This is a genomic window from Enterobacter pseudoroggenkampii, assembly GCF_026420145.1.
In the GTDB taxonomy this organism is placed as follows: domain Bacteria; phylum Pseudomonadota; class Gammaproteobacteria; order Enterobacterales; family Enterobacteriaceae; genus Enterobacter; species Enterobacter pseudoroggenkampii.
The window spans coordinates 683325-709320 of the sequence record NZ_JAPMLV010000001.1; the positions used below are offsets into that span (position 1 = coordinate 683325).

Sequence of the window (25996 nt, forward strand, 5' to 3'; positions counted from 1 at the left end):
CCTATGAGTGAATTTTCCCAGACAGTCCCCGAACTGGTTGCCTGGGCCAGGAAAAACGATTTCTCCATCTCGCTGCCGGTAGACAGACTCTCTTTCCTGCTGGCGGTCGCCACGCTGAACGGCGAGCGGCTGGATGGTGAAATGAGCGAGGGTGAACTGGTGGATGCGTTCCGCCACGTCAGTGATGCGTTTGAGCAAACCAGCGAAACCATTAGCGTGCGTGCCAACAACGCGATCAACGATATGGTGCGTCAACGTCTGCTGAACCGCTTTACCAGCGAGCAGGCGGAAGGAAACGCCATCTATCGCCTGACGCCGCTGGGCATCGGCATCACCGATTACTACATTCGCCAGCGTGAATTTTCCACGCTGCGTCTTTCCATGCAGCTGTCGATCGTGGCGGGTGAGCTTAAGCGCGCCGCCGACGCGGCGGATGAAAACGGTGACGAATTCCACTGGCACCGTAACGTCTACGCGCCGCTGAAATATTCGGTGGCGGAAATCTTCGACAGTATCGATCTCACCCAGCGCCTGATGGACGAACAGCAGCAGCAGGTGAAAGACGATATCGCGCAGTTGCTGAATAAAGACTGGCGAGCGGCTATCTCCAGCTGTGAACTTCTGCTGTCAGAAACCTCCGGCACGCTGCGCGAACTCCAGGATACGCTGGAAGCCGCAGGGGACAAGCTGCAGGCTAACCTGCTGCGCATCCAGGACGCGACGCTGGCGCATGACGATCTGCATTTTATCGACCGTCTGGTATTCGATCTGCAGAGCAAACTCGACCGCATTATTAGCTGGGGCCAGCAGTCGATCGACCTGTGGATCGGCTACGACCGACACGTGCATAAATTTATCCGTACCGCGATTGATATGGATAAAAACCGCGTCTTTGCCCAGCGTCTGCGTCAGTCGGTGCAGACCTATTTCGATGCGCCGTGGGCGCTGACCTACGCCAATGCCGATCGTCTGCTGGATATGCGCGACGAAGAGATGGCGCTGCGCGATGAAGAGGTGACCGGTGAACTGCCACCGGATCTGGAATACGAAGAATTTAACGAAATTCGCGAGCAGCTTGCGGCGATGATCGAAGAACAGCTCGCTGTCTACAAAACCAGACAAGTGCCGCTGGATCTTGGGCTCGTGGTGCGCGACTATCTGGCGCAATATCCGCGCGCGCGCCACTTCGACGTTGCCCGCATTGTGGTAGACCAGGCGGTGCGCCTGGGCGTCGCGCAAGCAGATTTCACCGGACTGCCGCCGAAGTGGCAGCCAATTAACGATTACGGAGCCAAGGTACAGGCGCATGTCATTGACAAATATTGAACAAGTGATGCCGGTTAAGCTGGCACAGGCGCTGGCGAATCCGTTATTTCCGGCGCTGGACAGCCAGCTGCGTGCCGGTCGTCACATTGGCTTAGACGAGCTGGATAATCACGCCTTTTTGATGGACTTCCAGGAGTACCTGGAAGAGTTTTACGCACGCTACAACGTGGAGCTTATTCGCGCGCCGGAAGGGTTTTTCTACCTGCGTCCACGCTCCACGACGCTGATTCCGCGTTCCGTGCTCTCGGAGCTGGATATGATGGTCGGCAAAATTCTTTGCTACCTCTATCTCAGCCCGGAACGTCTGGCGAATGAAGGGATCTTCACCCAGCAGGAACTTTACGACGAGCTGTTGACGCTGGCAGATGAGAGCAAACTGCTCAAGCTGGTGAACAACCGCTCCACGGGGTCGGATCTTGACCGTCAGAAATTACAGGAAAAGGTTCGCTCTTCCCTGAACCGTCTGCGTCGTCTGGGGATGGTCTGGTTTATGGGCCACGACAGCAGCAAATTCCGCATCACGGAATCTGTCTTCCGCTTTGGCGCCGACGTGCGTGCGGGTGATGACGCGCGTGAAGCGCAGCTTCGCATGATCCGCGACGGTGAAGCGATGCCGGTGGAAAACCATTTGCAGCTCAATGATGAGCATGAAGAGAATCTGCCGGATAGCGGGGAGGAAGAGTAATGATTGAACGCGGTAAATTTCGCTCACTGACGCTGATTAACTGGAACGGCTTCTTTGCCCGAACGTTCGATCTGGATGAGCTGGTCACGACGCTCTCCGGCGGTAACGGAGCGGGTAAATCCACCACCATGGCGGCCTTTGTCACGGCGCTGATCCCTGACCTGACGCTGCTTCACTTCCGTAACACCACCGAAGCGGGGGCCACAAGCGGTTCCCGTGATAAAGGTTTGCACGGGAAGCTGAAGGCCGGCGTCTGTTATTCGGTTCTGGACGTCATTAACTCCCGTCATCAGCGTGTGGTGGTGGGCGTGCGCCTGCAGCAGGTCGCTGGTCGCGACCGTAAAGTGGATATCAAACCGTTTGCGATCCAGGGGCTGCCAACGTCCGTGCAGCCGACGGCGCTGCTGACGGAAACCCTGAACGAACGTCAGGCGCGTGTGCTGACGTTGCAGGAGCTGAAAGATAAGCTCGAAGCTATCGAAGGCGTGCAGTTCAAACAGTTCAACTCGATTACCGACTACCATGCGCTGATGTTTGATCTGGGCGTGGTGGCGCGTCGTCTGCGCTCGGCATCAGACCGTAGCAAATACTATCGCCTGATCGAAGCGTCCCTTTATGGCGGTATCTCCAGCGCCATCACCCGCTCCCTGCGCGACTACCTGCTGCCGGAAAACAGCGGCGTACGTAAGGCCTTCCAGGATATGGAAGCGGCGCTGCGTGAAAACCGCATGACGCTGGAAGCGATTCGCGTTACCCAGTCCGACCGCGACCTGTTTAAACACCTGATCAGCGAAGCTACCAACTACGTGGCGGCGGACTACATGCGTCACGCCAACGAGCGACGCGTGCATCTCGATCAGGCATTAGAATATCGCCGCGAGCTCTTTACCTCCCGTAAACAGCTGGTGGCCGAGCAGTACAAGCACGTCGAAATGGCGCGCGAGCTGGGCGAGCACAACGGTGCCGAAGGCGACCTGGAAGCCGATTACCAGGCCGCCAGCGATCACCTGAACCTGGTGCAGACCGCGCTGCGTCAGCAGGAAAAAATCGAGCGCTATGAAGCGGATCTCGACGAGCTGCAAATTCGTCTCGAAGAGCAAAATGAAGTGGTGGCCGAAGCCGCCGACATGCAGGAAGAGAACGAAGCCCGCGCCGAAGCGGCCGAGCTGGAAGTGGATGAGCTGAAAAGCCAGCTTGCCGATTACCAGCAGGCACTTGACGTGCAGCAGACGCGAGCGATTCAGTACACCCAGGCATTGCAGGCATTACAGCGTGCGAAAGAGCTGTGCCATCTGCCTGACCTGACGCCGGATAGCGCCGACGAGTGGCTGGACACCTTCCAGGCCAAAGAGCAGGAAGCCACCGAGAAACTGCTGTCCCTCGAACAGAAAATGAGCGTCGCGCAAACGGCGCACAGCCAGTTTGAGCAGGCTTATCAGCTGGTTGTGGCGATTAACGGTCCGCTGGCGCGTAACGAAGCCTGGGACGTTGCCCGTGAACTGCTGCGCGACGGTGTGAACCAGCGCCATCTGGCCGAGCAGGTTCAGCCGCTGCGGATGCGTCTGAACGAGCTAGAACAGCGCCTGCGCGAGCAGCAGGAGGCCGAGCGTCTTCTGGCGGAATTCTGCAAGCGTCAGGGAAAAAATTACGATTTCGACGAGCTTGAGGCCCTGCATCAGGAGCTGGAAGCGCGTATTGCGGCCCTGTCCGATACCGTATCAAACGCCAGCGAACAGCGTATGACGCTGCGTCAGGAGCTGGAGCAGATTCAGTCTCGTTCGAAGACGCTCTTGCAACGAGCGCCGGTCTGGCTGGCGGCTCAAAGCAGCCTGAATCAGCTCAGCGAACAGTGCGGCGAGCAGTTCGAATCCAGCCAGGACGTGACCGAATATCTGCAGCAGCTGCTGGAGCGCGAGCGCGAAGCCATTGTTGAGCGTGACGAAGTCGGCACGCGCAAGCGTGAAGTCGACGAAGAAATTGAACGCTTAAGTCAGCCGGGCGGTGCGGAAGACCCGCGCCTCAATGCCCTGGCCGAGCGTTTTGGCGGCGTGCTGCTGTCCGAGATTTATGACGACGTTGGCCTTGACGATGCCCCGTACTTCTCCGCGCTGTACGGTCCATCCCGTAACGCGATTGTGGTCCCGGATCTGTCACTGATTTCTGAGCAGCTTGCCGGCCTGGAAGATTGCCCGGAAGATCTCTACCTGATCGAAGGAGATCCGCAGTCGTTCGATGACAGCGTCTTCAGCGTCGACGAGCTGGAAAAAGCGGTGGTGGTGAAAATCGCCGATCGTCAATGGCGTTATTCCCGCTTCCCTGAGCTGCCGCTGTTTGGCCGCGCCGCGCGCGAAAGCCGCATCGAAAGCCTGCACGCCGAGCGTGAAACGCTGTCTGAACGTTTCGCGACGCTGTCGTTTGACGTGCAGAAAACCCAGCGCCTGCATCAGGCGTTCAGCCGCTTTATCGGCAGCCATCTGGCCGTGGCCTTTGAAGCTGACCCGGAAGCGGAAATTCGCAAGCTCAATACCCGCCGTGGCGAGCTGGAACGTGCCATTGCCAGTCATGAAAGCGACAACCAGCAGAGCCGCGTCCAGTTCGAGCAGGCGAAAGAGGGCGTCGCGGCCCTTAACCGCATTCTGCCGCGCCTGAATCTGCTGGCGGATGACACGCTGGCTGACCGTGTGGATGAGATCCAGGAGCGTCTGGATGAAGCGCAGGAAGCCGCGCGTTTCGTTCAGCAGCACGGCAATCAGCTGGCGAAGCTGGAGCCCGTCGTGTCTGTACTGCAGAGCGACCCGGAACAGTTCGAGCAGTTAAAAGAAGACTATGCCTGGTCACAGCAGGTGCAGCGCGAGGCGCGTCAGCAGGCGTTTGCCCTGACGGAGGTGGTGCAGCGTCGCGCCCACTTCGGCTACTCCGATTCGGCTGAAATGCTGAGCGGTAACAGCGACCTGAACGAAAAACTGCGTCAACGCCTTGAGCAGGCGGAAGCGGAACGTACTCGCGCCCGTGAAGCAATGCGCAGCCACTCCGCTCAGTTGAACCAGTACAACCAGGTGCTGGCCTCGCTGAAAAGCTCCTTCGACACCAAGAAAGAGCTGTTAAACGATCTTCAGAAAGAGCTTCAGGACATCGGCGTTCGTGCCGACAGCGGGGCAGAAGAGCGCGCGCGTATTCGTCGTGACGAGCTGCATGCACAGCTCAGCAATAACCGCGCGCGTCGTAATCAGCTGGAAAAAGCGCTGACCTTCTGCGAAGCGGAAATGGATAACCTGACCCGTCGCCTGCGCAAGCTGGAGCGCGACTACTTTGAGATGCGTGAGCAGGTTGTGACCGCGAAGGCGGGCTGGTGCGCGGTGATGCGCATGGTGAAAGACAATAACGTTGAGCGTCGTCTGCACCGTCGTGAACTGGCATATCTCTCAGCCGACGAGCTGCGTTCCATGTCGGATAAGGCGTTGGGTGCGCTGCGTCTGGCGGTGGCGGATAACGAACACCTGCGCGACGTGCTGCGTATGTCGGAGGATCCTAAACGTCCGGAACGTAAAATCCAGTTCTTCGTGGCGGTTTACCAGCACCTGCGCGAACGTATTCGTCAGGACATCATTCGTACCGACGATCCGGTCGAGGCTATCGAACAGATGGAAATCGAACTGGGTCGCCTGACGGAGGAGCTGACCTCCCGCGAGCAGAAGCTGGCTATCAGCTCCCGCAGCGTGGCGAACATCATTCGTAAAACCATTCAGCGCGAGCAGAACCGTATCCGCCAGCTGAACCAGGGTCTGCAGAGCGTGTCGTTTGGCCAGGTGAACAGCGTGCGCCTCAACGTCAACGTGCGCGAAGCCCACGCGACGCTGCTGGAAGTGCTGTCTGAGCAGCACGAGCAGCATCAGGATCTGTTCAACAGCAACCGTCTGACCTTCTCCGAAGCGCTGGCTAAGCTGTATCAGCGCCTGAATCCGCAGATTGATATGGGCCAGCGTACGCCGCAAACCATCGGTGAAGAGCTGCTGGATTACCGTAACTACCTGGAAATGGAGGTAGAGGTAAACCGTGGCTCAGACGGCTGGCTGCGTGCGGAATCCGGGGCGCTCTCTACCGGTGAAGCGATCGGTACCGGGATGTCAATTCTGGTGATGGTTGTCCAGAGCTGGGAAGATGAAGCGCGCCGTCTGCGCGGCAAAGACATCTCGCCATGCCGACTGCTGTTCCTGGATGAGGCGGCGCGTCTTGATGCCCGCTCCATTGCCACGCTGTTCGAGCTTTGCGAACGTCTCGATATGCAGCTCATTATTGCGGCGCCGGAGAACATCAGCCCCGAGAAAGGCACTACCTACAAACTGGTGCGTAAAGTGTTCCAGAACAGCGAACACGTTCACGTTGTGGGGCTGCGTGGCTTTGCGCCGCAGCCGCCAGAGTCATTGCCAGAAACCACAGCCGACGCTTCCTGAAGTATCTTCTGACCCGAAGCGGCGCCCTGGCGCCGCTTTTTTTTTAAACTTAACTTGTGCTTAGGGCTGCGTTATCTTTAAACTTCTTTACATAAGGTAAGGCAACAGCTTAGCCGTCTACCTATAATGAAAGAAAGCCCCAACGTGATGGGCATGTCGTGAAAACAGGGGGCAAGGGATGTTGCTTAAGAAAGAATGTGGTCGTCAGCTGTCGGCGCTAAGTTTATGCCTGGCAGTGATGTTTGCTCCACTGTTAACCGCCCAGGCCGACGAGCCTGAAATTGTGCCGACTGACAGCTCGGCAACGACAGGCGCACAGCCTACGTCGTTGTCCCAGCCGCTGGACCAGTCTCCGGCGACGGCTGTCATGGCCGGTATTAAACCGCTGCCGGAAGGCATCGATGCCGAATCGCTCAGTCAGCAGCTGCAGTCAGGGCTGCCGTCAGGCTACACGCCTGTCTATATCAATCAGCTCACGCTCCTCTATGCTGCCCGCGATATGAAACCGATGTGGGAAAACCGCGATGCCGTGCGCGCCTTCCAGCAACAGCTGGCGGAGGTCGCGATTGCAGGGTTTCAGCCGCAGTTTACAAAATGGGTTGAGCTGTTAACCGATCCTGCTGTCACCGGGCAGGCGCGGGACGTGGTGCTTTCCGATGCCATGATGGGCTACCTGCAGTTCGTGGCGGGTATTCCTGTCAATGGCAACCGCTGGCTGTACAGCGATAAACCTTACAAACTGGCGACGCCAGCGCTGTCGGTGATTAATCAATGGCAGCTAGCGCTGGATAATGGCGAACTGCCGCGCTTTATCGCCAGCCTGGCACCGACGCACCCACAATATGCCACTCTGCACCAGTCGCTCCTCGCGCTGGTGGGGGACACGCGTCCGTGGCCGCAAATGCGCGGTACCGCGACGCTGCGTCCGGGGCAGTGGAGCAGCGATGTGCCCGCCCTGCGCGAGATCCTGGTGCGTTCCGGTATTCTGGAAGGCGGGCCAAAGATTGCTCTCCCGGGTGATGATCCACAAAACGTCGCCGTCAGCCCGTCAGCGCCCGTGAAAGAGAAGAAAGCCGTTGTCCTGAGCGACAAACCCGCGGCTTACGATCGCGAGCTGGTTGCGGCCGTTAAGCAATTCCAGGCCGCTCAGGGGCTGGGGGCCGATGGCGTCATTGGCCAGACGACGCGTGACTGGCTGAACGTATCGCCTGCGCAGCGGGCAGGGGTGCTGGCGCTCAATATCCAGCGTTTGCGCTTGCTGCCGGGAACGCTCTCTACCGGGATTATGGTTAACATTCCGGCGTATTCCCTGGTCTATTACCAGGACGGTAGCGAAAAACTGGCATCGCGCGTGATTGTCGGGCGTCCGGATCGCAAAACACCGATGATGAGCAGCGCGCTGAATAACGTGGTGGTAAACCCGCCGTGGAACGTGCCGCCGACTCTGGCGCGAAAAGACATTCTGCCGAAGGTCTGGAACGACCCGGGTTATCTGGAACGTCATGGCTATACGGTGATGCGTGGATGGAACAGTAAAGAGGCCATCGATCCTTATATGGTCGACTGGTCGACGATCACAGCGTCAAATCTGCCGTTCCGTTTCCAGCAGGCTCCCGGGGCGCATAACTCTTTAGGGCGCTACAAATTCAATATGCCGAGTTCAGAAGCTATCTATCTGCACGATACGCCGAACCACAACCTGTTCCAGAAAGATACTCGCGCGCTGAGTTCTGGCTGCGTGCGCGTGAACAAAGCCTCGGAGCTGGCCAACATGCTGCTTCAGGATGCGGGCTGGAACGATACGCGTATTTCGGATGCCCTGAAGCAGGGGGATACGCGTTACGTTAATATTCGCCACAATATTCCGGTCAATCTTTACTATCTGACGGCGTTTGTGGGCGAGGACGGGCGTACCCAGTATCGTACAGATATTTACAATTATGATCTCACCGCGCGATCCGGCGCACAAATTTTGCCAAAAGCGGAACAATTAATCAGGTAAATGAAGCAGTTCGGGAAAAATGATTGTCGTAAGTTATGGTGAATAAGCGGCTATATCGCTGCAAGCCGCGTATTCACTGGGGTTGGGCGCCTTGACGTACCTGGTTTTGCCAGTTATGGTGCCCTTCGTGCGCTAAGCATATTACGATTTCTTTTACCTGTAGACCTGATTATCATGGACAAATTTGACGCTAATCGCCGCAAACTGCTGGCGTTAGGTGGCGTTGCGCTCGGCGCAGCGGCCATCCTGCCGACGCCAGCATTTGCCACCCTCTCGACACCTCGTCCGCGAGTTTTAACGCTCAACAATCTTCATACCGGTGAGTCGCTAAAAGCGGAGTTTTTCGATGGCAGAGGCTATATTCAGGATGAATTAGCAAGACTTAACCATTTTTTCCGTGATTTCCGCGCGAATAAAATAAAAGCCATCGATCCAGGACTGTTTGATCAGATTTTCCGCCTTCAGGGCCTGCTGGGCACCAGCAAGCCGGTGCAGCTCATTTCTGGCTATCGCTCGATTGATACCAACAATGAACTGCGCGCCCACAGTCGCGGGGTAGCGAAAAAAAGCTATCACACGAAGGGACAGGCAATGGATTTCCATATTGAAGGCGTTTCGTTAGCCAATATTCGCAAAGCTGCGTTATCTATGCGTGCAGGTGGTGTAGGATATTACCCCAGCAGCAACTTTGTACATATTGATACCGGTCCGGTTCGGCACTGGTAATAACGAAACACAGGAGCAGTATGAACTATCGTATTATTCCGGTTACCGCGTTCTCCCAGAATTGTTCATTGATCTGGTGCGAACAGACTAAACTGGCCGCGCTTGTCGATCCCGGCGGTGACGCTGAGAAAATCAAGCAGGAAGTCGCAGCAAGCGGCGTCACGCTGATGCAGATTTTGCTCACTCATGGTCATCTTGACCATGTAGGCGCTGCCGCTGAACTGGCTGAACACTACGGTGTGCCGGTGATCGGCCCGGAAAAAGAAGATGAGTTCTGGCTGCAGGGGTTACCCGCCCAAAGCCGCATGTTTGGCCTTGATGAGTGTCAGCCCCTGACGCCCGATCGCTGGCTGAACGAGGGAGAGCGCGTTAACGTAGGGAATGTGACTTTACAGGTGTTGCATTGTCCTGGGCATACGCCAGGCCATATCGTCTACTTTGATGACCAGTCTCGTCTGCTGATTTCCGGCGATGTGATCTTCAAAGGTGGCGTAGGACGCAGCGATTTTCCGCGCGGCGACCACGGGCAGCTGATTCAGTCGATTAAACAAAAGTTATTGCCGCTGGGTGATGACGTTACGTTTATCCCTGGGCACGGTCCGATGTCGACGCTGGGCTATGAACGGCTCCATAACCCGTTCCTTCAGGATGAAATGCCTGTCTGGTAACCCGAATAAAAAAAAAGCCTGCATAACGCAGGCTTTTTTTATGGGCGCAAATTACAGTACGGCGACAATCGCTTCGCACAGTGGCGCCATGTTGTCAGGCGTCATGCCTGCAACGTTCACGCGGCCAGAGGCCACGGCGTACACGCCAAACTCTTCACGCAGACGCAGAACCTGCTCTTTGGTCAGGCCGCTGAACGAGAACATGCCGTTCTGTTTGATGATAAAGCTGAAGTCGCGGTCTGCGCCTTTCTCAGCCAGGGTGTTCACAAACAGCAGGCGCATGCGCTGAATACGCTGGCGCATATCGTTCAGCTCTTGTTCCCAGATAGCGCGCAGCGCATCGTTGCTCAGGATAGTGGCAACAACAGACGCACCGTGTGCCGGTGGGTTAGAGTAGTTAGCGCGGATAACCGATTTCATCTGGCTGAACGCACGATCGACGGTCTCTTCGTTAGCAGCAACCAGCGTACAGGCACCCACACGCTCATTGTACAGACCGAAGTTCTTGGAATAGGAGCTAGCGACAATCAGCTCCTGATGCACGGCTGCGAACGCGCGCAGGCCTTCGGCATCTTCTTCCAGACCACGGGCGAAGCCCTGGTAGGCAAAGTCAAACAGCGGCAGCCAGCCGTTTTCTACGGACAGCTTCGCCAGGTGTTGCCACTGCTCAAGCGTCGGATCGATACCGGTTGGGTTATGGCAGCAGCCGTGGAACAGCACCACGTCACCCGCCTGTGCTTCGCTCAGGCTCGCCAGCAGGCCGTCAAAGTCGAGAGAGTGGTTTGCCGCGTCGTAGTAGGCGTATTCACGCACTTCCAGACCCGCAGAGTTAAACACGCTCTTGTGGTTCGGCCAGCTTGGGTTGCTCACCCAGACACGCTTAACAGAGGTGTTTTTCGCCAGGAAATCCGCCGCCACTCGCAGCGCACCGGTACCGCCTGGGGTCTGTGCTGTGCGGGCACGTTTGTCACTCACAATTGCACTGCCTTTACCGAACAGCAGCTCCTGGGTGCAGCGACCAAATTCAGGGATACCATCAATACCGAGGTAGTTTTTGGTGGTTTCGTTTTCCAGCAGATACTGCTCAGCTTTCTTGACGCTGGTCAGTACCGGAGTTTTGCCGGTTTCATCTTTATATACACCAATACCCAGGTTGATTTTGCCAGGGCGGTCGTCGGCACGAAACAGATCGGCCAGGCCCAGAATCGGGTCGGCAGGAGCGGCGGTAATGTTCTCAAACATGACGAAGTTCCATTGTGATTACAGAAGTGAAATCCGCTATCAGGTTAACGGTAGATTTACAAAATGCCAACCGTTTGCGACGAAAAGCGTGCGGCTTTTCAAAAGTCGCCATTATTTTCTATCACACATAAAAAAACAGGGCCGAAGCCCTGTTCATTAAGCATATAACAAAGTGGTGTTCTGATTAGAACTGGTAAACGATACCAACACCAGCCTGGTCGTCGGTAGACAGAGCTGTTGCACGGGTGTAATCATTCTCATCCAGCAAGTTGAACTTGTACGCAGCATAAACGTTCATGTTCTTGTTGAAGTAGTACCAGGTACCCACTTCGATGTATTTAACCAGATCAGCATCGCCACCTGCGAAAGTAGCACCGTTAGCAGTACGGCCTGTCAGGTCTTTACCCTTAGACTGCACATAGCCAATGGATGGACGCAGACCAAAGTCGAACTGGTATTGAACCACAGCTTCGAAGTTCTGCGTTTTGTTCGCGAATTCGTCATCGTTTTCACGAGTCATGTTACGGGATTCACCGTACATAACAGATGCGTATACGCTGTTCGCATCATATTTCAGTGACGTTGCCCAACCTTCAGCACGTTCACCTTTACCATCGGCAGTCTGCTTAGTGGAACGGTCAGAGTTGGTGTATGCCGCGGTTACGTTGAAGCCGTCTGCGAAGTCATAACCCAGAGAGTAGCTGCCGCCATCGCCGTTCTGGCGAGAAGTGGTGTGGCCGTTTTCATTTTTACCCTGGTACTGCAGGCCCAGTGCCAGACCATCAACCAGACCGAAGAAGTTAGAGTTACGGTAGGTAGCTAAACCGGTGCTACGTGAGGTCATGAAGTTATCAGTTGCGGCCAGAGAGTCGCCACCCCAGATAACCAGCATATCGGTTGAAGCCAGCGCATCATAGAACACACCGTAGTTACGGCCGTAATCAAATGAACCGTATTCACCCGCTTTCAGACCCGCGAAAGCCAGACGGGTTTTGGTACCCTGAGCACCTTCCTGAGAGGAAGCGTCCATGTTGTATTCCCACTGGCCGTAACCTACCAGTTGGTCGTTAACCTGGGTTTCACCTTTGAAACCGATACGGGCATAGGTGGTATCGTTGTTATTAGATGCACCGTTAGTAGTCCATTGATGCTCACCTACAGCTTTACCGTAGAAGTCCAGCTTGTTAGCGTTTTTGTTATAGATTTCTGCAGCGTTAGCTGCACCAGCTACCAGCAGAGCAGGGATAACCACTGCCAGAATATTGCGCTTCATCATTATTTATTACCCTCATTGGTTTTTTTATGACACTCGCCACTGCCGTCAATAAATTCTGTCAATAAATATTTCCGGAACTATTGATGAGAGTTTGGTGTCTTTATGTATCTGACAGGCATCTTTCCATTCGGCGAAGCGTTTCGCTAGCCTGAAAGTGCTACAATTCTCAAGATTAAGTAACCGAAAGAAAATATGTGTAACTAAATATTTATTTTTGGGAACTTTGTGAACCACCTCAAACTTCAGAGTGCCCTGGCGAATTAAGCGACAGGACATATCCTATATATATGAATTCCTTATGATTAATTGAGATAACGGCGATTCATATAAACAGAGGCTAAACGACTCAGTTTTTCTTATGACTGCAGAAAGACTTCTGGATGGCTGAAAAAGTGGTTGAAATTTGTGCTATCGCTTGAGGATGTAATAATCGCAATAAGAATGGGGTTTATTTTTTGTGGCTGGATATTTCGCGGAAACAAAACGTAACAGGTAGTGGTTGTGACGGGGTGAAGGTTTAAAGATGCTGACTTTGCGCTGACGAAAACTGACAATGCAGAATAAAATAATGGCCAGCACAGGCTGGCCATTTTAGTCTTTTACCGATTAGAAGCTGGCGTTACGTGGTGTACGTGGGAATGGAATCACGTCGCGAACGTTCTGAACTCCGGTAACGTAGGCGATCAGACGCTCGAAGCCGAGACCAAAACCGGCGTGCGGTACGGTACCGTAACGACGCAGATCGCGGTACCAGCTGTAGTCAGCTGGGTTGAGCCCCATCTCTTCCATACGCGCGTCCAGCACGCCAAGACGCTCTTCACGCTGAGAGCCTCCGATGATTTCACCGATGCCCGGCGCCAGGACGTCCATCGCTGCCACGGTTTTACCGTCTTCGTTAAGGCGCATATAGAAGGCCTTAATGTCTTTCGGGTAGTTTTTAACGACAACCGGCGCTTTGAAATGTTTCTCGGCCAGATAGCGTTCGTGTTCAGACGCCAGGTCAACGCCCCAGTAAACCGGGTTCTCGAACGTCTCACCGCATTTCTCGAGGATCGCCACCGCGTCGGTATAGTCCACCTGCGCAAAGTCGGCAGACACAAAACGCTCCAGACGCGCCACAGCATCGCTGTCCACGCGTTCTGCGAAGAATTTCATGTCGTCAGGACGCTCTTCCAGCACCGCTTTGAACACGTACTTCAGCATCGCTTCCGCCAGACCCGCAACATCGTCCAGGTCGGCGAACGCCACTTCCGGCTCCAGCATCCAGAATTCCGCCAGGTGACGGCTGGTGTTGGAGTTTTCGGCACGGAAGGTTGGGCCAAAGGTGTAGATCTTAGACAGCGCACAGGCGTACGTTTCGCCGTTGAGCTGACCGGATACCGTCAGGAAAGCTTCTTTACCAAAGAAGTCTTTGTCATAGTCCACTTTACCTTCCGGCGTGCGCGGCAGGTTTTCCATGTCCAGCGTCGAGACGCGGAACATCTCACCCGCACCTTCTGTGTCGGACGCGGTGATCAGCGGGGTAGACACCCAGAAGTAACCCTGCTCGTCGAAGAAACGATGCAGCGCCTGCGCAAGCGTATGACGCACGCGCGCCACCGCACCAATCAGGTTGGTACGTGGACGCAGGTGCGCCACTTCACGCAGGTATTCAATGCTGTGACGTTTTGCTGCCATCGGGTAGGTATCTGGATCTTCAACCCAGCCGGTGACTTCAATGGCTGAGGCCTGAATTTCGAAACTCTGGCCCTGGCCCGGGGATGCCACAACCACGCCGGTGACAATAACGGAACAGCCCGTCGTCAGGCGCAGAACGTCATCATTGTAATTGGGCAGAGAATTATTAATGACGGCCTGTACAGGATCAAAGCAGGAACCGTCATAGACGGCAAGGAAGGAGATGCCAGCTTTAGAATCTCGGCGGGTACGCACCCATCCGCGCACGGTGACCTGTTGGTCAACGGCGACACGGCCCTGGAGTACGTCGGCTACAGGCACAACGCTCATAATATTCTCTCTGTTAATAGTCGGAAAAAATAAACACTTGTCCACCCTTATGGGGGGATATCTATGTTACCTGCCATCCGCTATCAGACAAGTAAATTTCGCAGTCAAAAGAGAAGAATTAAGAAATAAATAAGAAGAGGGGAGCCATAGAGGCTCCCGTAAGCGCTTAACTGGCTTTTTTGATCTGAGGAAGATCGAAGGCTTTGCGCAACGCGCGAACAAACGCTTTGTCATGGCAGATGGTTTTGCCCGGGCTGTCGGAGAGCTTCGCCACCGGCTTGCCGTTACATTCCACCAGTTTGATGACAATATTCAGAGGTTTTACCTGAGGAATATCGCAGGTCAGACGGGTTCCGATCCCGAAGCTCAGGTTCACCCGGGTGTTGAAATGGCGATAGAGTTCGACGGCTTTCGCCAGGTCGAGATTATCGGAGAAGACCAGCACCTTGCTCATCGGATCAATGCCGAGTTTCTCGTAATGGGCAATGGCCTTCTCGCCCCATTCAACCGGATCCCCGGAGTCGTGGCGTAATCCCTGGTAACGTTCAGCGAACTCGGGACCAAAGTCGCGCAGGAAGGCATCCATCGTAATACAGTCGGTGAGGGCGATCCCGAGTTGATTCGGGTACTCCTCAAGCCATGCGGCCAGTGCCGCGCGCTGGCTGTTAGCCAGATCGGGGCTGATCTGCTGATGCGCCTGGAACCACTCGTGCGCCTGGGTACCCATTGGCGTCAGGCTGAGGCGACGTGCCAGATCGTAGTTACTGGTGCCTACAAACCACGGCTCCTGCTGAAGACGTTTAACGATGGCCTCCTGAACGTCGCGCGAGAAACGACGACGGGTGCCAAAGTCCATCAGGCGGAAGCGGGACATGTCTAACCCTTCGGTCAGCTTGGAGAAGGCCGCGAGTTTATTTTCCAGCGCGGCGACCGCCTGCTCGACGCCCGTTTCCGGCGAACGATAGCGGTGAGCCAGCTCACTGATCACCGCCAGAAGCGGCACTTCCCACATGATCACTGCCCGCCATGGACCTTCAAGGCGAATATCCAGCTTGCCGTTATCGTTAAGCACGGTGACCTGCTCCGGCTTATAGCGGAAATCGCGCAGCCAGTTCAGGTAGTCGGCTTTGAAGAAAGGCAGGCCAGAAAGCCACTGATATTCCTCGTCCTGCAGCGTCAGATGCTGCATAGCATTGACCTGTTCACGAATGGCGTCTGCGTAGATACCGAGCAAGTCGTCGCCACGGCAGCGGAATTCCGCCGCGACATGAACGTCATAGTAATGGTGGAAAACGGCTTGCTGCATATGCAGTTTATACGCGTCGGTATCCAGCAACGTATGCAGAACTGGAGAAGCGAATTGAGTCATAGGTGCGCAGTAGCATCCTCTCACAGGAGCGTTTAGTACAATAAACAACTCCGGAGTATACCTTGTTTAGTGATTTATTGAACCCCGATCACAACATAAGCGCGTTTTATGGTCGAGGGCATTTTGTGCCCCGTGTTATACAAATGTAGCAAAAAAAGGTTTTGACCCTGAAAAGATGAACATTCTGCATAGCGCGTTTTGCGCAACAGGAATATATTGAAACGTTACTCGACAAACGATGCATAAGGTTTTCTATGACACAACAGCCACAAGCCAAATACCGCCACGACTACCGTGCGCCGGATTACCTGATTAGCGAAATCGATCTGACTTTTGACCTGGATGCCACTAAAACCGTTGTCACGGCGGTAAGCAAGGTGACGCGCCACAGCGCAACTGCGGTGCCGCTGCGTCTGGATGGTGAAGACCTGACGCTGGTCTCCCTGCATATTAATGATGAAGCCTGGTCAGACTATAAAGAAGAAAACAACCAGCTGGTCATCGACAACCTGCCGGAACAGTTTACGCTGCGCATCGTGAATGAAATCAGCCCGGCTGCCAACACCGCGCTGGAAGGGCTTTATCAGTCAGGCGTGGCGCTGTGTACCCAGTGTGAAGCGGAAGGGTTCCGCCACATTACGTGGTATCTCGACCGTCCGGACGTCCTGGCGCGCTTCACCACCAAAATCATCGCCGATAAAACCCTGTATCCCTTCCTGCTCTCCAACGGTAACCGCGTAGGTGAAGGCGAGCTGGAGAATGGCCGTCACTGGGTGCAGTGGCAGGATCCGTTCCCGAAACCGTGCTACCTGTTTGCGCTGGTGGCGGGGGACTTCGACGTGCTGCGCGACACCTTCAAAACGCGCTCAGGCCGTGAGGTGGCGCTGGAGCTGTTTGTTGACCGCGGCAACCTTGACCGCGCGCCGTGGGCGATGACCTCCCTCATCAACTCCATGAAGTGGGACGAGGAGCGCTTCGGCCTCGAATATGACCTCGACATCTATATGATCGTCGCCGTCGATTTCTTCAACATGGGCGCAATGGAGAATAAAGGCCTGAACGTCTTTAACTCCAAATACGTTCTGGCGCGTACCGATACTGCAACGGACAAAGACTACCTCGATATCGAACGCGTCATCGGCCACGAATATTTCCACAACTGGACCGGCAACCGCGTCACCTGCCGCGACTGGTTCCAACTGAGCCTGAAAGAGGGCCTGACCGTCTTCCGTGACCAGGAGTTCAGCTCCGATCTGGGTTCACGCGCGGTAAACCGCATCAACAACGTGCGTACCATGCGCGGCCTGCAGTTTGCGGAAGATGCCAGCCCAATGGCGCATCCGATCCGCCCGGATAAAGTCATCGAGATGAACAACTTCTACACCCTGACGGTGTACGAGAAGGGCGCCGAAATTATCCGCATGATCCACACCCTGCTGGGGGAAGAGAACTTCCAGAAAGGGATGCAGCTCTACTTCGAGCGTCATGACGGCAGCGCGGCCACCTGCGACGATTTTGTGCAGGCAATGGAAGATGCCTCTAATGTCGATCTCTCTCACTTCCGCCGCTGGTACAGCCAGGCCGGTACGCCGATTGTTACCGTCAAAGACGACTACAATCCTGAAACCGAGCAGTACACGCTGACCATCAGCCAGCGCACGCCGCCGACGGCAGAGCAGGAAGAGAAATACCCGCTGCATATTCCGTTCAGCATTGAGCTGTACGATAACGAAGGCAAAGTCATTCCACTGCAGAAGGGCGGTCACCCGGTACACCACGTGCTGAACGTGACCCAGGCCGAGCAGACCTTTATCTTCGATAACGTCTATTTCCAGCCGGTGCCTGCGCTGCTGTGTGAATTCTCCGCGCCGGTGAAGCTGGAGTACAAGTGGAGCGATCAGCAGCTGACGTTCCTGATGCGTCACGCGCGTAACGATTTCTCCCGCTGGGATGCCGCACAAAGCCTGCTGGCGACCTACATCAAGCTCAACGTAAACCGTCATCAGCAGGGCCAGCCGCTGTCGCTGCCTGTTCACGTAGCTGACGCGTTCCGCGCGATCCTGCTGGATGAGAAGATTGACCCGGCATTGGCCGCAGAAATTCTGACTCTGCCGTCAGCGACTGAAATCGCGGAGTTGTTCGAGATTATCGATCCGATCGCGATCGTGGCGGTGCGTGAAGCGTTGACCCGTACGCTGGCTGCTGAGCTGGCGGACGAGTTCCTCGCCATTTATAACGCCAACAAGCTTGACGCTTATCGCGTTGAGCACGCGGACATTGGTAAACGTTCTCTGCGCAACACCTGCCTGCGCTATCTGGCGTTTGGTGAAACCGAGCTGGCGAACACCCTGGTGAGCAAGCAGTATCACGAGGCGGATAACATGACCGACGCCCTGGCCGCGCTGGGCGCAAGCGTTGCTGCCGAACTGCCGTGCCGCGATGCGCTGATGCAGGAGTACGACGATAAGTGGCATCAGGATGGCCTGGTGATGGACAAGTGGTTCATCCTGCAGGCGACCAGCCCGGCGGCCGATGCACTCAGCAACGTACGCAGCCTGCTGAAGCATCGTTCCTTTACCCTGAGCAACCCAAACCGCGTGCGTTCGCTGATTGGCGCGTTTGCCAGCAGCAACCCGGCGGCGTTCCACGCCGAAGACGGCAGCGGTTATCAGTTCATGGTGGAAATGCTGACCGAGCTGAACAGCCGTAACCCGCAGGTGGCGTCGCGCCTGATTGAGCCGCTGATCCGTCTGAAGCGTTACGATGCGAAGCGTCAGGCGAAGATGCGTGCCGCGCTTGAGCAGCTGAAAGGGCTGGAAAATCTGTCTGGTGATTTGTACGAGAAGATTGCTAAAGCGTTAGCGTAATATAAGTTAACCCTCCCTCTCCCTGTGGGAGAGGGCCTGGGTGAGGGCATCAGGCATTAGCCTTAGCTCGCTGTAACTCCGTGCTCCCGCGCTTCATCACTCGATCTAATACCTCAGCTTCGAGCTCCCCCAGTCTTGCCGAGCCCACGCGACGAGGCCGCGGAAGATCCACCGTCAGATCCAGACCTATTTTCCCGTCCTCTATTAACAGCACCCGGTCCGCCATCGCGACGGCTTCGCTCACGTCATGCGTCACCAGCAGTACCGTAAAGCCGTGCGCCTGCCACAGGGATCCAATCAAATCCTGCATTTCGATTCGCGTCAGGGCGTCCAGCGCGCCGAGCGGTTCATCAAGCAGCAGCAGGCCAGGACGGTGAATCAACGCCCGCGCCAGCGCCACGCGCTGCTTCTGCCCACCCGAGAGGGCGGCAGGCCATTCATCGGCTCGATTTTCCAGCCCAACGGCGGCCAGCGCCTGGCGGGCTTCATCCCGCCAGCTGCCCTTAAGACCGAGCCCGACATTGTCGATAACCGTTTTCCACGGCAGCAGCCGCGCGTCCTGAAACATCATGCGGGTATCGTCCTGAATATTCGAAAGCGGCGTTGTTCCTGCCAGAATGTCGCCGCCGTTAGGGGCTTCCAGTCCGGCCAGCAGCCTTAGCAGGGTACTCTTGCCGCCGCCGCTGCGCCCGACAACGGCCACAAATTGTCCGGCGGGAATATGCAGATCCAGCCCGTTAAGAATGGTGTTTTCGCCGTAGCGTTTGGTCACGCCGTTCAGCAGTAACGGTGTTCCCTGGTTCAGTCGTGCAGTATTCATGCTTTCGCCTCCTGAAGAGTGTAGGCCGGATTCCAGCGCAGCCAGCTGCGCTCCAGCCACTGGGCGCTAACGTCGGCGAGTTTGCCGAGAAGGGCATACAGAATGATGGCAACCACCACCACGTCCGTTTGCAGGAATTCGCGGGCGTTCATCGCCAGGTAACCAATGCCTGAATTGGCCGAGATAGTCTCTGCTACAATCAGCGTCAGCCACATCAGGCCGAGCGCAAAACGCACCCCGACCATAATGGAGGGCAGGGCGCCCGGCAGGATCACGTGTATAAAGAGAGAAAAACCCGATAAGCCGTAGCTGCGCGCCATCTCCACCAGACCGCGATCGATATTGCGGATCCCGTGCCAGGTGTTGATGTAGATCGGGAACAATGTGCCCAGCGCCACGAGGAAGATCTTGGCGCTCTCATCAATCCCAAACCACAGGATAACCAGCGGGATCAGCGCCAGATGCGGCACGTTGCGCAGCATCTGAATTGAGGTATCCAGCAGCCGCTCGCCCCAGCGGGAAAGGCCACTGATCAGGCCCAGAACCAGACCGATGCCGCCGCCGATGGAAAACCCAATCACGGCGCGCCAGGAGCTGATCGCCAGATGCTGCCACAGCTCACCGCTCACGCTCAGCGACCAGAACGCTTCTACGACGCCCTCCGGGGAGGGCAGAATGCGGCTCGACAGCCAGCCGGTGGACGACGCGAGCTGCCAGAGTGCCACAATGCCGACGGGTAAAAACCACGGCGCGGCGCGCAGCAGCCATTTTTGTGAGGTGGCAGACATGGTCACTCCTTAGCTCTGCGCGGCTTTGCGTGGAATAAACTCGTTCGCCACGGCTTCGCCCTGAAGCTGAAGCCGCTGCGGCTGTGGAATTTCCGGAATGGCGACATCCAGATGCGGGAATAACAGCTCGCCCACCTTGTACGCCTCTTCCAGATGCGGATAGCCGGAGAGAATAAAGCTGTCGATGCCCAGCTCGGCGTATTCATTAATTCGCGCGGCCACGGTCGGGCCGTCGCCAACCAGCGCCGTACCCGCACCGCCGCGCACCAGACCGACGCCTGCCCACAGGTTCGGGCTGATCTCCAGGTTCTCGCGCTTGCCGTTGTGCAGGGACGCCATTCGGTGCTGCCCGACGGAGTCGGTTTTGGCAAATGCGGCCTGGGCTCTGGCGATCGTTTCATCATCCAGATGCGAAATCAGGCGGTCCGCCGCCTGCCAGGCTTCTTCATTGGTTTCGCGGACAATCACATGCAGGCGAATGCCGAAGCGCACCTTGCGGCCATGGGCGGCCGCCTTAGCGCGGACCTGGGCAATTTTTTCTTTCACCAGCGCAGGCGGTTCGCCCCAGGTCAGATAGAGATCGACCTGCTCTGCCGCCAGATCCTGGGCCACATCCGACGATCCGCCAAAATAGAGCGGCGGGCGCGGCTGCTGCACCGGCGGGAAGTAGAGTTTCGCGTCGCGAACGTGGATATGCTTGCCTTCAAAGGTAACGGTTTCACCTTCCAGCAGACGTCGCCAGACGCGGGTGAACTCGGCGGAGGCTTCATAGCGCTCGGTATGGTCGAGAAATACCCCATCGCCCGCCAGCTCCTGCGGATCGCTGCCCGTCACCAGGTTAAACAGGGCGCGGCCGTTGGACAGTCTGTCCAGCGTTGCCGCCTGACGCGCCGCCACGGTGGGGGAGACAACGCTCGGGCGTAACGCAACCAGGAACTTCAGACGCTGGGTGACCGGGATCATCGACGCGGCCACGAGCCAGGCATCTTCACATGAACGTCCGGTCGGGATCAGCACCCCGGTGAAACCGATTCGGTCCGCCGCCTGCGCAATCTGCTGCAGGTAGCCGTGGTCAACCGGGCGCGAACCCTCTTCTGTACCAAGATAGTGTCCATCACCGTGGGTGGGTAAAAACCAGAAAAGATTCAGACTCATGATTTAGCTCCTTCTTTGCCTGCGGGCTGCCAGATGCGTTCGCGAATAGTGACCTGTTTCGGCACCAGGTGGTTTTGATAGAAAAGGTCAGCCGTTTGTTGCTGAAGCGCGGCGACGTGGGCGTCCACGGGCGTGATGGTGGTCGGTGGACGGTGGTTGAGATAGCTCGCGATCACCGGCTCAGGTAAGCCCATGGTTTTCGCCAGCAGGGTAATGCTCTCCTGGCGCTGGGTCTGGGTCAGCGCATCGGCCTGGGTAAAGGAATCCAGTACGCCCTGAATAAATGCGCCGTTCTTTTCCGCATAAGGACGCGCGGCCAGATAGAACGAACCGGTCTGCTTCAGCGTGGTGCCGTCTTTCAGCACGCGAACGCCGCCCTGCAGTAATGCGGCGGAGTAGTACGGATCCCAGATGGCCCAGGCATCAACGTTCTTCTGCTGGAATGCGGCGCGCGCGTCGGCAGGCGTCAGGTAAACAGGTTGAATGTCAGTGAACTTGAGTCCGGCTTCTTGCAGGGCACGCAGCAGCAGGTTGTGTGAGCTGGAACCTTTCTGGAAAGCAACTTTATGCCCTTTAAGATCGGCGACGCTTTTAATGTCGCTGTTTTCTGGCACCAGAATCACTTCGGCCTTCGGTTTGGGCGGCTCAACGCCAACATAGACGAGGTCCGCTCCCGCCGCCTGGGCGAATATCGGCGGAATATCACCCGTACTGCCGAGATCGATACTGCCGACGTTCAGGGCCTCCAGCATCTGCGGGCCAGCCGGGAACTCCACCCAGGAGAATTTGGTGTCCGGGAAGCGTTTTTCCAGAAGCTGGTGGCTTTTCGCCAGCACCATGCTGACGCTGCCTTTCTGATAGCCAATGCGTAAACTTTCCGGAGCCGTTTCTGCGGCATGGGCCAGCGAGGAAAGCGCCATCAGACCTGCCAGGCCGATACGGGTTAACGTTTTAAACATGTGCGACTCCTTGAGGCTGACCAAACGCCGGCGCCTGGATATCCCTGCGGTGCAGAGCATGCCAGAAGGTTTCCAGGGCAGTATCGAGGCGGGTTTGCAGGTTCGGCGTAAAATGAGGTTTATGTTGATAATCGATAACCTGGGAGTCATCGGCGAAAACGCCGTGGAGGATCTCCTGCGCTTTCAATGCGTTCAGCACCGGCTTCAGGGCATAATCCACGGCCAGTAGATGGGCAACCGTACCGCCTGTTGCCAGCGGCAGCACGACTTTGCCGTCCAGGGCACGTTCCGGAAGCAGATCGAGCAGGGTTTTCAGCGCCCCGGAAAAAGAGGCTTTATAAATGGGCGTTGCCACAATTAGGCCGTCAGCGCCGTTAAGCTGCTCGATGAGCGTTTTAAGCGCAGGGCTGTCGAAACGGGCATAAAGCAGATCTTCAGGTTCGAAGTTATGCAGGTTCCAGTGGCACACTTCCACATCTAGGGCATTGAGTTTTTCGCGGGCATATTCCAGCAGGGCGCTGGAGCGCGAAGGGAATCGTGGACTTCCGGCCAGGGTAATGACGCGCATACTTCCTCCTTATAACTAATTGTTTGCTTTTATCTAACATTCATAACAATTTTCAGGAGTGTGACACCGCGCGGTTATTCCACTAAATGATTTATCTGCAATTAAAATGCGAAAAAGTGCATAAGAAATAGACAGGGAGGTAAACGATTGCGTTTTACGCTGATTTTTTGCCGCAGGTCAATTCCCTTTCGCGCGTGGATCGCCCATAATCCCCTCCCGGTTTGCACACCGGGAATCCAGGAGAGTTCATGTACTACCCCTTCGTTCGTAAAGCTCTTTTCCAGCTCGACCCTGAGCGCGCTCATGAATTTACAATGCAGCAATTACGTCGTATTACCGGAACGCCGCTGGCCGCGCTGGTGCGCCAGCATGTCCCGGTAAAACCTGTGCAGTGCATGGGTCTGACCTTTAAAAACCCGCTGGGTCTGGCGGCTGGTCTGGACAAAAATGGCGAGTGTATTGATGCCCTGGGCGCGATGGGCTTTGGCTCTATTGAAATCGGGACCGTCACGCCGCGCCCGCAGCCGGGAAATGACAAGCCGCGCCTGTTCCGCCTGGTTGAAGCCGAAGGGCTGATCAACCGCATGGGCTTTAATAACCTTGGCGTTGATCACCTTGTTGAGAACGTTAAAAAAGCCCACTTTGACGGAATTCTGGGCATCAATATCGGCAAAAATAAAGACACGCCGGTCGAGCAGGGTAAAGATGACTATCTGATTTGTATGGAAAAAGTCTACGCCTATGCCGGTTATATTGCGGTGAATATTTCTTCACCCAATACTCCGGGGTTGCGCTCCTTACAATATGGCGAAGCGCTGGACGATCTTCTGAGTGCCATTAAAAATAAGCAAAATGAACTCCAGACGATCCACCATAAATATGTTCCGGTCGCGGTTAAGATCGCCCCGGATCTTTCTGTCGAAGAATTGATCCAGGTTGCCGACAGTTTAGTTCGCCATAATATTGATGGTGTGATTGCAACCAATACCACCCTCGATCGCTCCCTCGTGCAGGGAATGAAAAACTGTGACGAAGCGGGTGGGTTAAGCGGACGTCCGGTACAATTAAAAAGCACCGAGATTATTCGCGCCCTGTCTGCGGAATTAAAAGGACGCCTGCCGATTATTGGCGTCGGTGGCATCGACTCCGTGATTGCTGCGCGCGAGAAGATGGCGGCGGGTGCGTCACTGGTGCAAATCTATTCCGGCTTTATTTTTAAAGGACCGCCGCTGATTAAAGAAATCGTTACTCATATCTAATCTTTTCTCTTAATCAGACAACCAGGGCTTTATTTCCAGCCCTGGTTGTTTTATATTCCGTCACTGTTGCTTATTTAGACATTATAGTCTTTTATTAATGGTGTTATAAACGAAGCGGCGATCAGGACATTTTTAGTACAGGACGTTTCGGGGACGGGAGAGAAACATGCGAATTAAACCTGACGATAACTGGCGCTGGTATTTTTGCGACGAGCATGATCGAATGATGCTCGATTTAGCCAATGGCATGTTGTTTCGCTCTCGTTTCGCCCGCCGAATGTTAACCCCGGACGCGTTTTCCCCGTCGGGCTTTTGCGTTGACGATGCGGCGCTTTATTTCTCTTTCGAAGAAAAATGCCGCGATCTGGTGCTTTCTAAAGAGCAGCGTGCCGAGCTGGTATTAAATGCGCTGGTGGCTATCCGCTTCCTGAAACCGCAAATGCCAAAAAGCTGGCATTTTCTTGCGCACGGTATGAGCTGGACCCCGGCAACGGGTGACGCGGCGAGCGTCAATCTGAGCGATACCGCAGAAGAGGTAAGCCTGCTGGTGGTTGAGCCTGGTGAAAATGCTGCGCTCTGCCTGCTGGCCCAGCCCGGCGTAACCATTGCCGGGCGGACGATGCAGCTTGGCGATGCCATTAAAGTGATGAACGACAGGCTGAAGCCACAGCTGCGCGTAGATTCTTTCAGCCTCGAACAGGCGGTTTAAGCTTCCAGCTGTACGGACGTTTTCGGTATGCAGCTACAGCACAGAATTGTGCCGTCATTTCCAATTGCCGATTTTTTCAACGCACTTACTTCGCCATCCACCAGCCTGATGCGGCAGCATCCGCAAATGCCTGCGCGACAGGAATAGGGGACGCGAATACCTGCCTGCTCCAGTTGCTCCAGTAATACCTGCTGGTTGTTGCCACGGATGATGTTTCCCTGCCAGTGAATATCTACCGCAGAGGCGACATTCGTCACAACGTCGACCATTTCTTCTTCCTGACCTGAGCCGTACACTCTTGCAGGCCCTCGGGCAAGGATCTCTACCTCATCACCGACGCGGATTGCACCGCTGGAGCGCGGGATCAGGTTCTGACCGAAATCCACATCGCCGTTGTCCTGCGCGGTGCGGAATGACTGCAGCGTCTTCAGCGGTTCGCCGGAAGGGTGCTTCTGGCCTTTCTCCGGGCTCACCGTGGTGAAAATGCAGCGGCTACAGGGTTTTACGACATCAAAGATGACGCTGCCAATGCGGATCACTTTCCAGGTGTCTTCGTCCCAGGCGTCGACACCGGTCACCACCAGGTTCGGACGAAACTGTTCCATCTGAACGCTGGCTTTGCAGCGGCCTTGTAAATCACGCAGCGAGGCTTCGTTAGTCAGCAGGAACGGGAAGCCATCGGCGAAGGAGAGGGGAACGGCGTCGTGGCGCTTCACGCGTCGCGTCGGTTCAGGCCCAACCCAGCGCAGCTGCACGTCGCGGGAGAAGAAGCCGCTCAGCCAGCGGTTAATCTCATCCGGGGCGATGCGCGCGGTAAAATGGTTGCCCCACACTTCCGTTGGCGCATCGACGGGCGCAAAATCCGCAAAGCGAATCACCGCGCTGGAACCGTCCGGCGCGGTCAGGTGCAAACCGTCATGAAGCGGGGAAGGGGTAAAGCGAACCATCTGCGGGAACTGGCGTGCGGTAATGAACGTACCGTCAGGCTCGGTGACCATAAAAATACGATCGAAGGCGAATCCGCTCATGTCGGCCAGCGCGTGAGAGACGCCGATGCCGCGCATGGATTTCACCGGATGAATAAAAAGCCTGGATAACGTCGCCACTGCACACTCCCAC

19 protein-coding genes are annotated in these 25996 nt (G+C 55.9%); 9 read left to right on the top strand and 10 right to left on the bottom strand.

Annotated features, from left to right (window positions below; genetic code table 11):
- Window positions 1-3 precede the first annotated feature (3 nt).
- The 6 genes from mukF (at window position 4) to OTG14_RS03290 (ending at window position 9858) form a co-directional block, all read left to right on the top strand.
- Window positions 4-1326, top strand: a complete 1323-nt coding sequence (gene mukF / locus OTG14_RS03265) for a chromosome partition protein MukF (RefSeq protein WP_024907787.1) — start codon at window positions 4-6, stop codon at window positions 1324-1326.
- Window positions 1307-2011: a chromosome partition protein MukE gene (gene mukE, locus OTG14_RS03270; RefSeq protein ID WP_008499954.1), complete on the top strand. Its 705-nt coding sequence runs from the start codon at window positions 1307-1309 to the stop codon at window positions 2009-2011. The genes mukF and mukE overlap by 20 nt, the downstream gene beginning before the upstream one ends.
- Window positions 2011-6462, top strand: coding sequence for a chromosome partition protein MukB (gene mukB / locus OTG14_RS03275; protein ID WP_090417521.1), 4452 nt, complete (start codon window positions 2011-2013; stop codon window positions 6460-6462). The genes mukE and mukB overlap by 1 nt, the downstream gene beginning before the upstream one ends.
- Before the next feature lie 178 nt (window positions 6463-6640).
- Window positions 6641-8464, top strand: coding sequence for a L,D-transpeptidase (gene ldtD, locus OTG14_RS03280; protein WP_090417519.1), 1824 nt, complete (start codon window positions 6641-6643; stop codon window positions 8462-8464).
- A 174-nt stretch (window positions 8465-8638) separates the two neighbouring features.
- Window positions 8639-9190: a peptidoglycan L,D-endopeptidase MepK gene (gene mepK, locus OTG14_RS03285; RefSeq protein ID WP_023335137.1), complete on the top strand. Its 552-nt coding sequence runs from the start codon at window positions 8639-8641 to the stop codon at window positions 9188-9190.
- 20 nt (window positions 9191-9210) lie between these two features.
- Window positions 9211-9858 carry an MBL fold metallo-hydrolase gene (locus OTG14_RS03290; protein ID WP_267214580.1) on the top strand — a complete coding sequence of 216 codons (648 nt, stop codon included), beginning with the start codon at window positions 9211-9213 and terminating at the stop codon, window positions 9856-9858.
- Window positions 9859-9909: 51 nt separating this feature from the next.
- Here the strand turns inward: OTG14_RS03290 and aspC are convergent, their stop codons facing one another.
- The 4 genes from aspC to pncB form a co-directional block, all read right to left on the bottom strand.
- A complete protein-coding gene (gene aspC, locus OTG14_RS03295) occupies window positions 9910-11100 on the bottom strand; it encodes an aspartate transaminase (RefSeq protein WP_024907783.1) in 1191 nt (396 codons plus the stop codon).
- Window positions 11101-11284: 184 nt separating this feature from the next.
- Complete coding sequence (locus OTG14_RS03300) at window positions 11285-12376, bottom strand: porin (protein WP_023615888.1); 1092 nt, start codon at window positions 12374-12376, stop codon at window positions 11285-11287.
- Between the two features lie 606 nt (window positions 12377-12982).
- Window positions 12983-14383, bottom strand: coding sequence for an asparagine--tRNA ligase (gene asnS, locus OTG14_RS03305; protein WP_090417515.1), 1401 nt, complete (start codon window positions 14381-14383; stop codon window positions 12983-12985).
- A gap of 166 nt (window positions 14384-14549) precedes the next feature.
- Window positions 14550-15752 (bottom strand): nicotinate phosphoribosyltransferase, encoded by a 1203-nt coding sequence (gene pncB, locus OTG14_RS03310; protein ID WP_267214581.1) that lies wholly within the window; start codon window positions 15750-15752, stop codon window positions 14550-14552.
- A gap of 254 nt (window positions 15753-16006) precedes the next feature.
- Between pncB and pepN the strand changes: the two genes are divergently transcribed.
- Window positions 16007-18619 carry an aminopeptidase N gene (pepN, locus tag OTG14_RS03315; protein ID WP_090417513.1) on the top strand — a complete coding sequence of 871 codons (2613 nt, stop codon included), beginning with the start codon at window positions 16007-16009 and terminating at the stop codon, window positions 18617-18619.
- Window positions 18620-18668: 49 nt separating this feature from the next.
- On the opposite strand, the gene ssuB is transcribed toward pepN, so the two are convergent.
- The 5 genes from ssuB to ssuE are packed head-to-tail and all read right to left on the bottom strand — an operon-like array spanning window position 18669 to window position 22909.
- The gene (ssuB, locus tag OTG14_RS03320; RefSeq protein ID WP_090417511.1) at window positions 18669-19439 is read right to left on the bottom strand and encodes an aliphatic sulfonates ABC transporter ATP-binding protein; all 771 of its coding nucleotides are present in this window, start codon (window positions 19437-19439) and stop codon (window positions 18669-18671) included.
- On the bottom strand, window positions 19436-20227 hold the full coding sequence (ssuC, locus tag OTG14_RS03325; protein WP_090417509.1) for an aliphatic sulfonate ABC transporter permease SsuC: 792 nt from the start codon (window positions 20225-20227) through the stop codon (window positions 19436-19438). The genes ssuB and ssuC overlap by 4 nt, the downstream gene beginning before the upstream one ends.
- A 9-nt stretch (window positions 20228-20236) precedes the next feature.
- Complete coding sequence (gene ssuD, locus OTG14_RS03330; protein ID WP_024907776.1) at window positions 20237-21382, bottom strand: FMNH2-dependent alkanesulfonate monooxygenase; 1146 nt, start codon at window positions 21380-21382, stop codon at window positions 20237-20239.
- Window positions 21379-22341 carry a sulfonate ABC transporter substrate-binding protein gene (locus OTG14_RS03335; RefSeq protein WP_090417507.1) on the bottom strand — a complete coding sequence of 321 codons (963 nt, stop codon included), beginning with the start codon at window positions 22339-22341 and terminating at the stop codon, window positions 21379-21381. Before OTG14_RS03335 ends, ssuD begins: the two co-directional genes overlap by 4 nt.
- The gene (gene ssuE, locus OTG14_RS03340) at window positions 22334-22909 is read right to left on the bottom strand and encodes an NADPH-dependent FMN reductase (RefSeq protein WP_023335146.1); all 576 of its coding nucleotides are present in this window, start codon (window positions 22907-22909) and stop codon (window positions 22334-22336) included. The genes OTG14_RS03335 and ssuE overlap by 8 nt, the downstream gene beginning before the upstream one ends.
- A gap of 248 nt (window positions 22910-23157) precedes the next feature.
- Between ssuE and pyrD the strand changes: the two genes are divergently transcribed.
- Window positions 23158-24168 (top strand): quinone-dependent dihydroorotate dehydrogenase, encoded by a 1011-nt coding sequence (gene pyrD, locus OTG14_RS03345; protein WP_267214582.1) that lies wholly within the window; start codon window positions 23158-23160, stop codon window positions 24166-24168.
- Between the two features lie 166 nt (window positions 24169-24334).
- The gene (gene zapC, locus OTG14_RS03350; protein WP_023311020.1) at window positions 24335-24877 is read left to right on the top strand and encodes a cell division protein ZapC; all 543 of its coding nucleotides are present in this window, start codon (window positions 24335-24337) and stop codon (window positions 24875-24877) included.
- Here zapC and OTG14_RS03355 read toward each other — a convergent pair.
- Window positions 24874-25983 carry a YcbX family protein gene (locus tag OTG14_RS03355; protein ID WP_267214583.1) on the bottom strand — a complete coding sequence of 370 codons (1110 nt, stop codon included), beginning with the start codon at window positions 25981-25983 and terminating at the stop codon, window positions 24874-24876. The two genes, zapC and OTG14_RS03355, sit on opposite strands and share 4 nt — an antisense overlap.
- Window positions 25984-25996 lie beyond the last annotated feature (13 nt).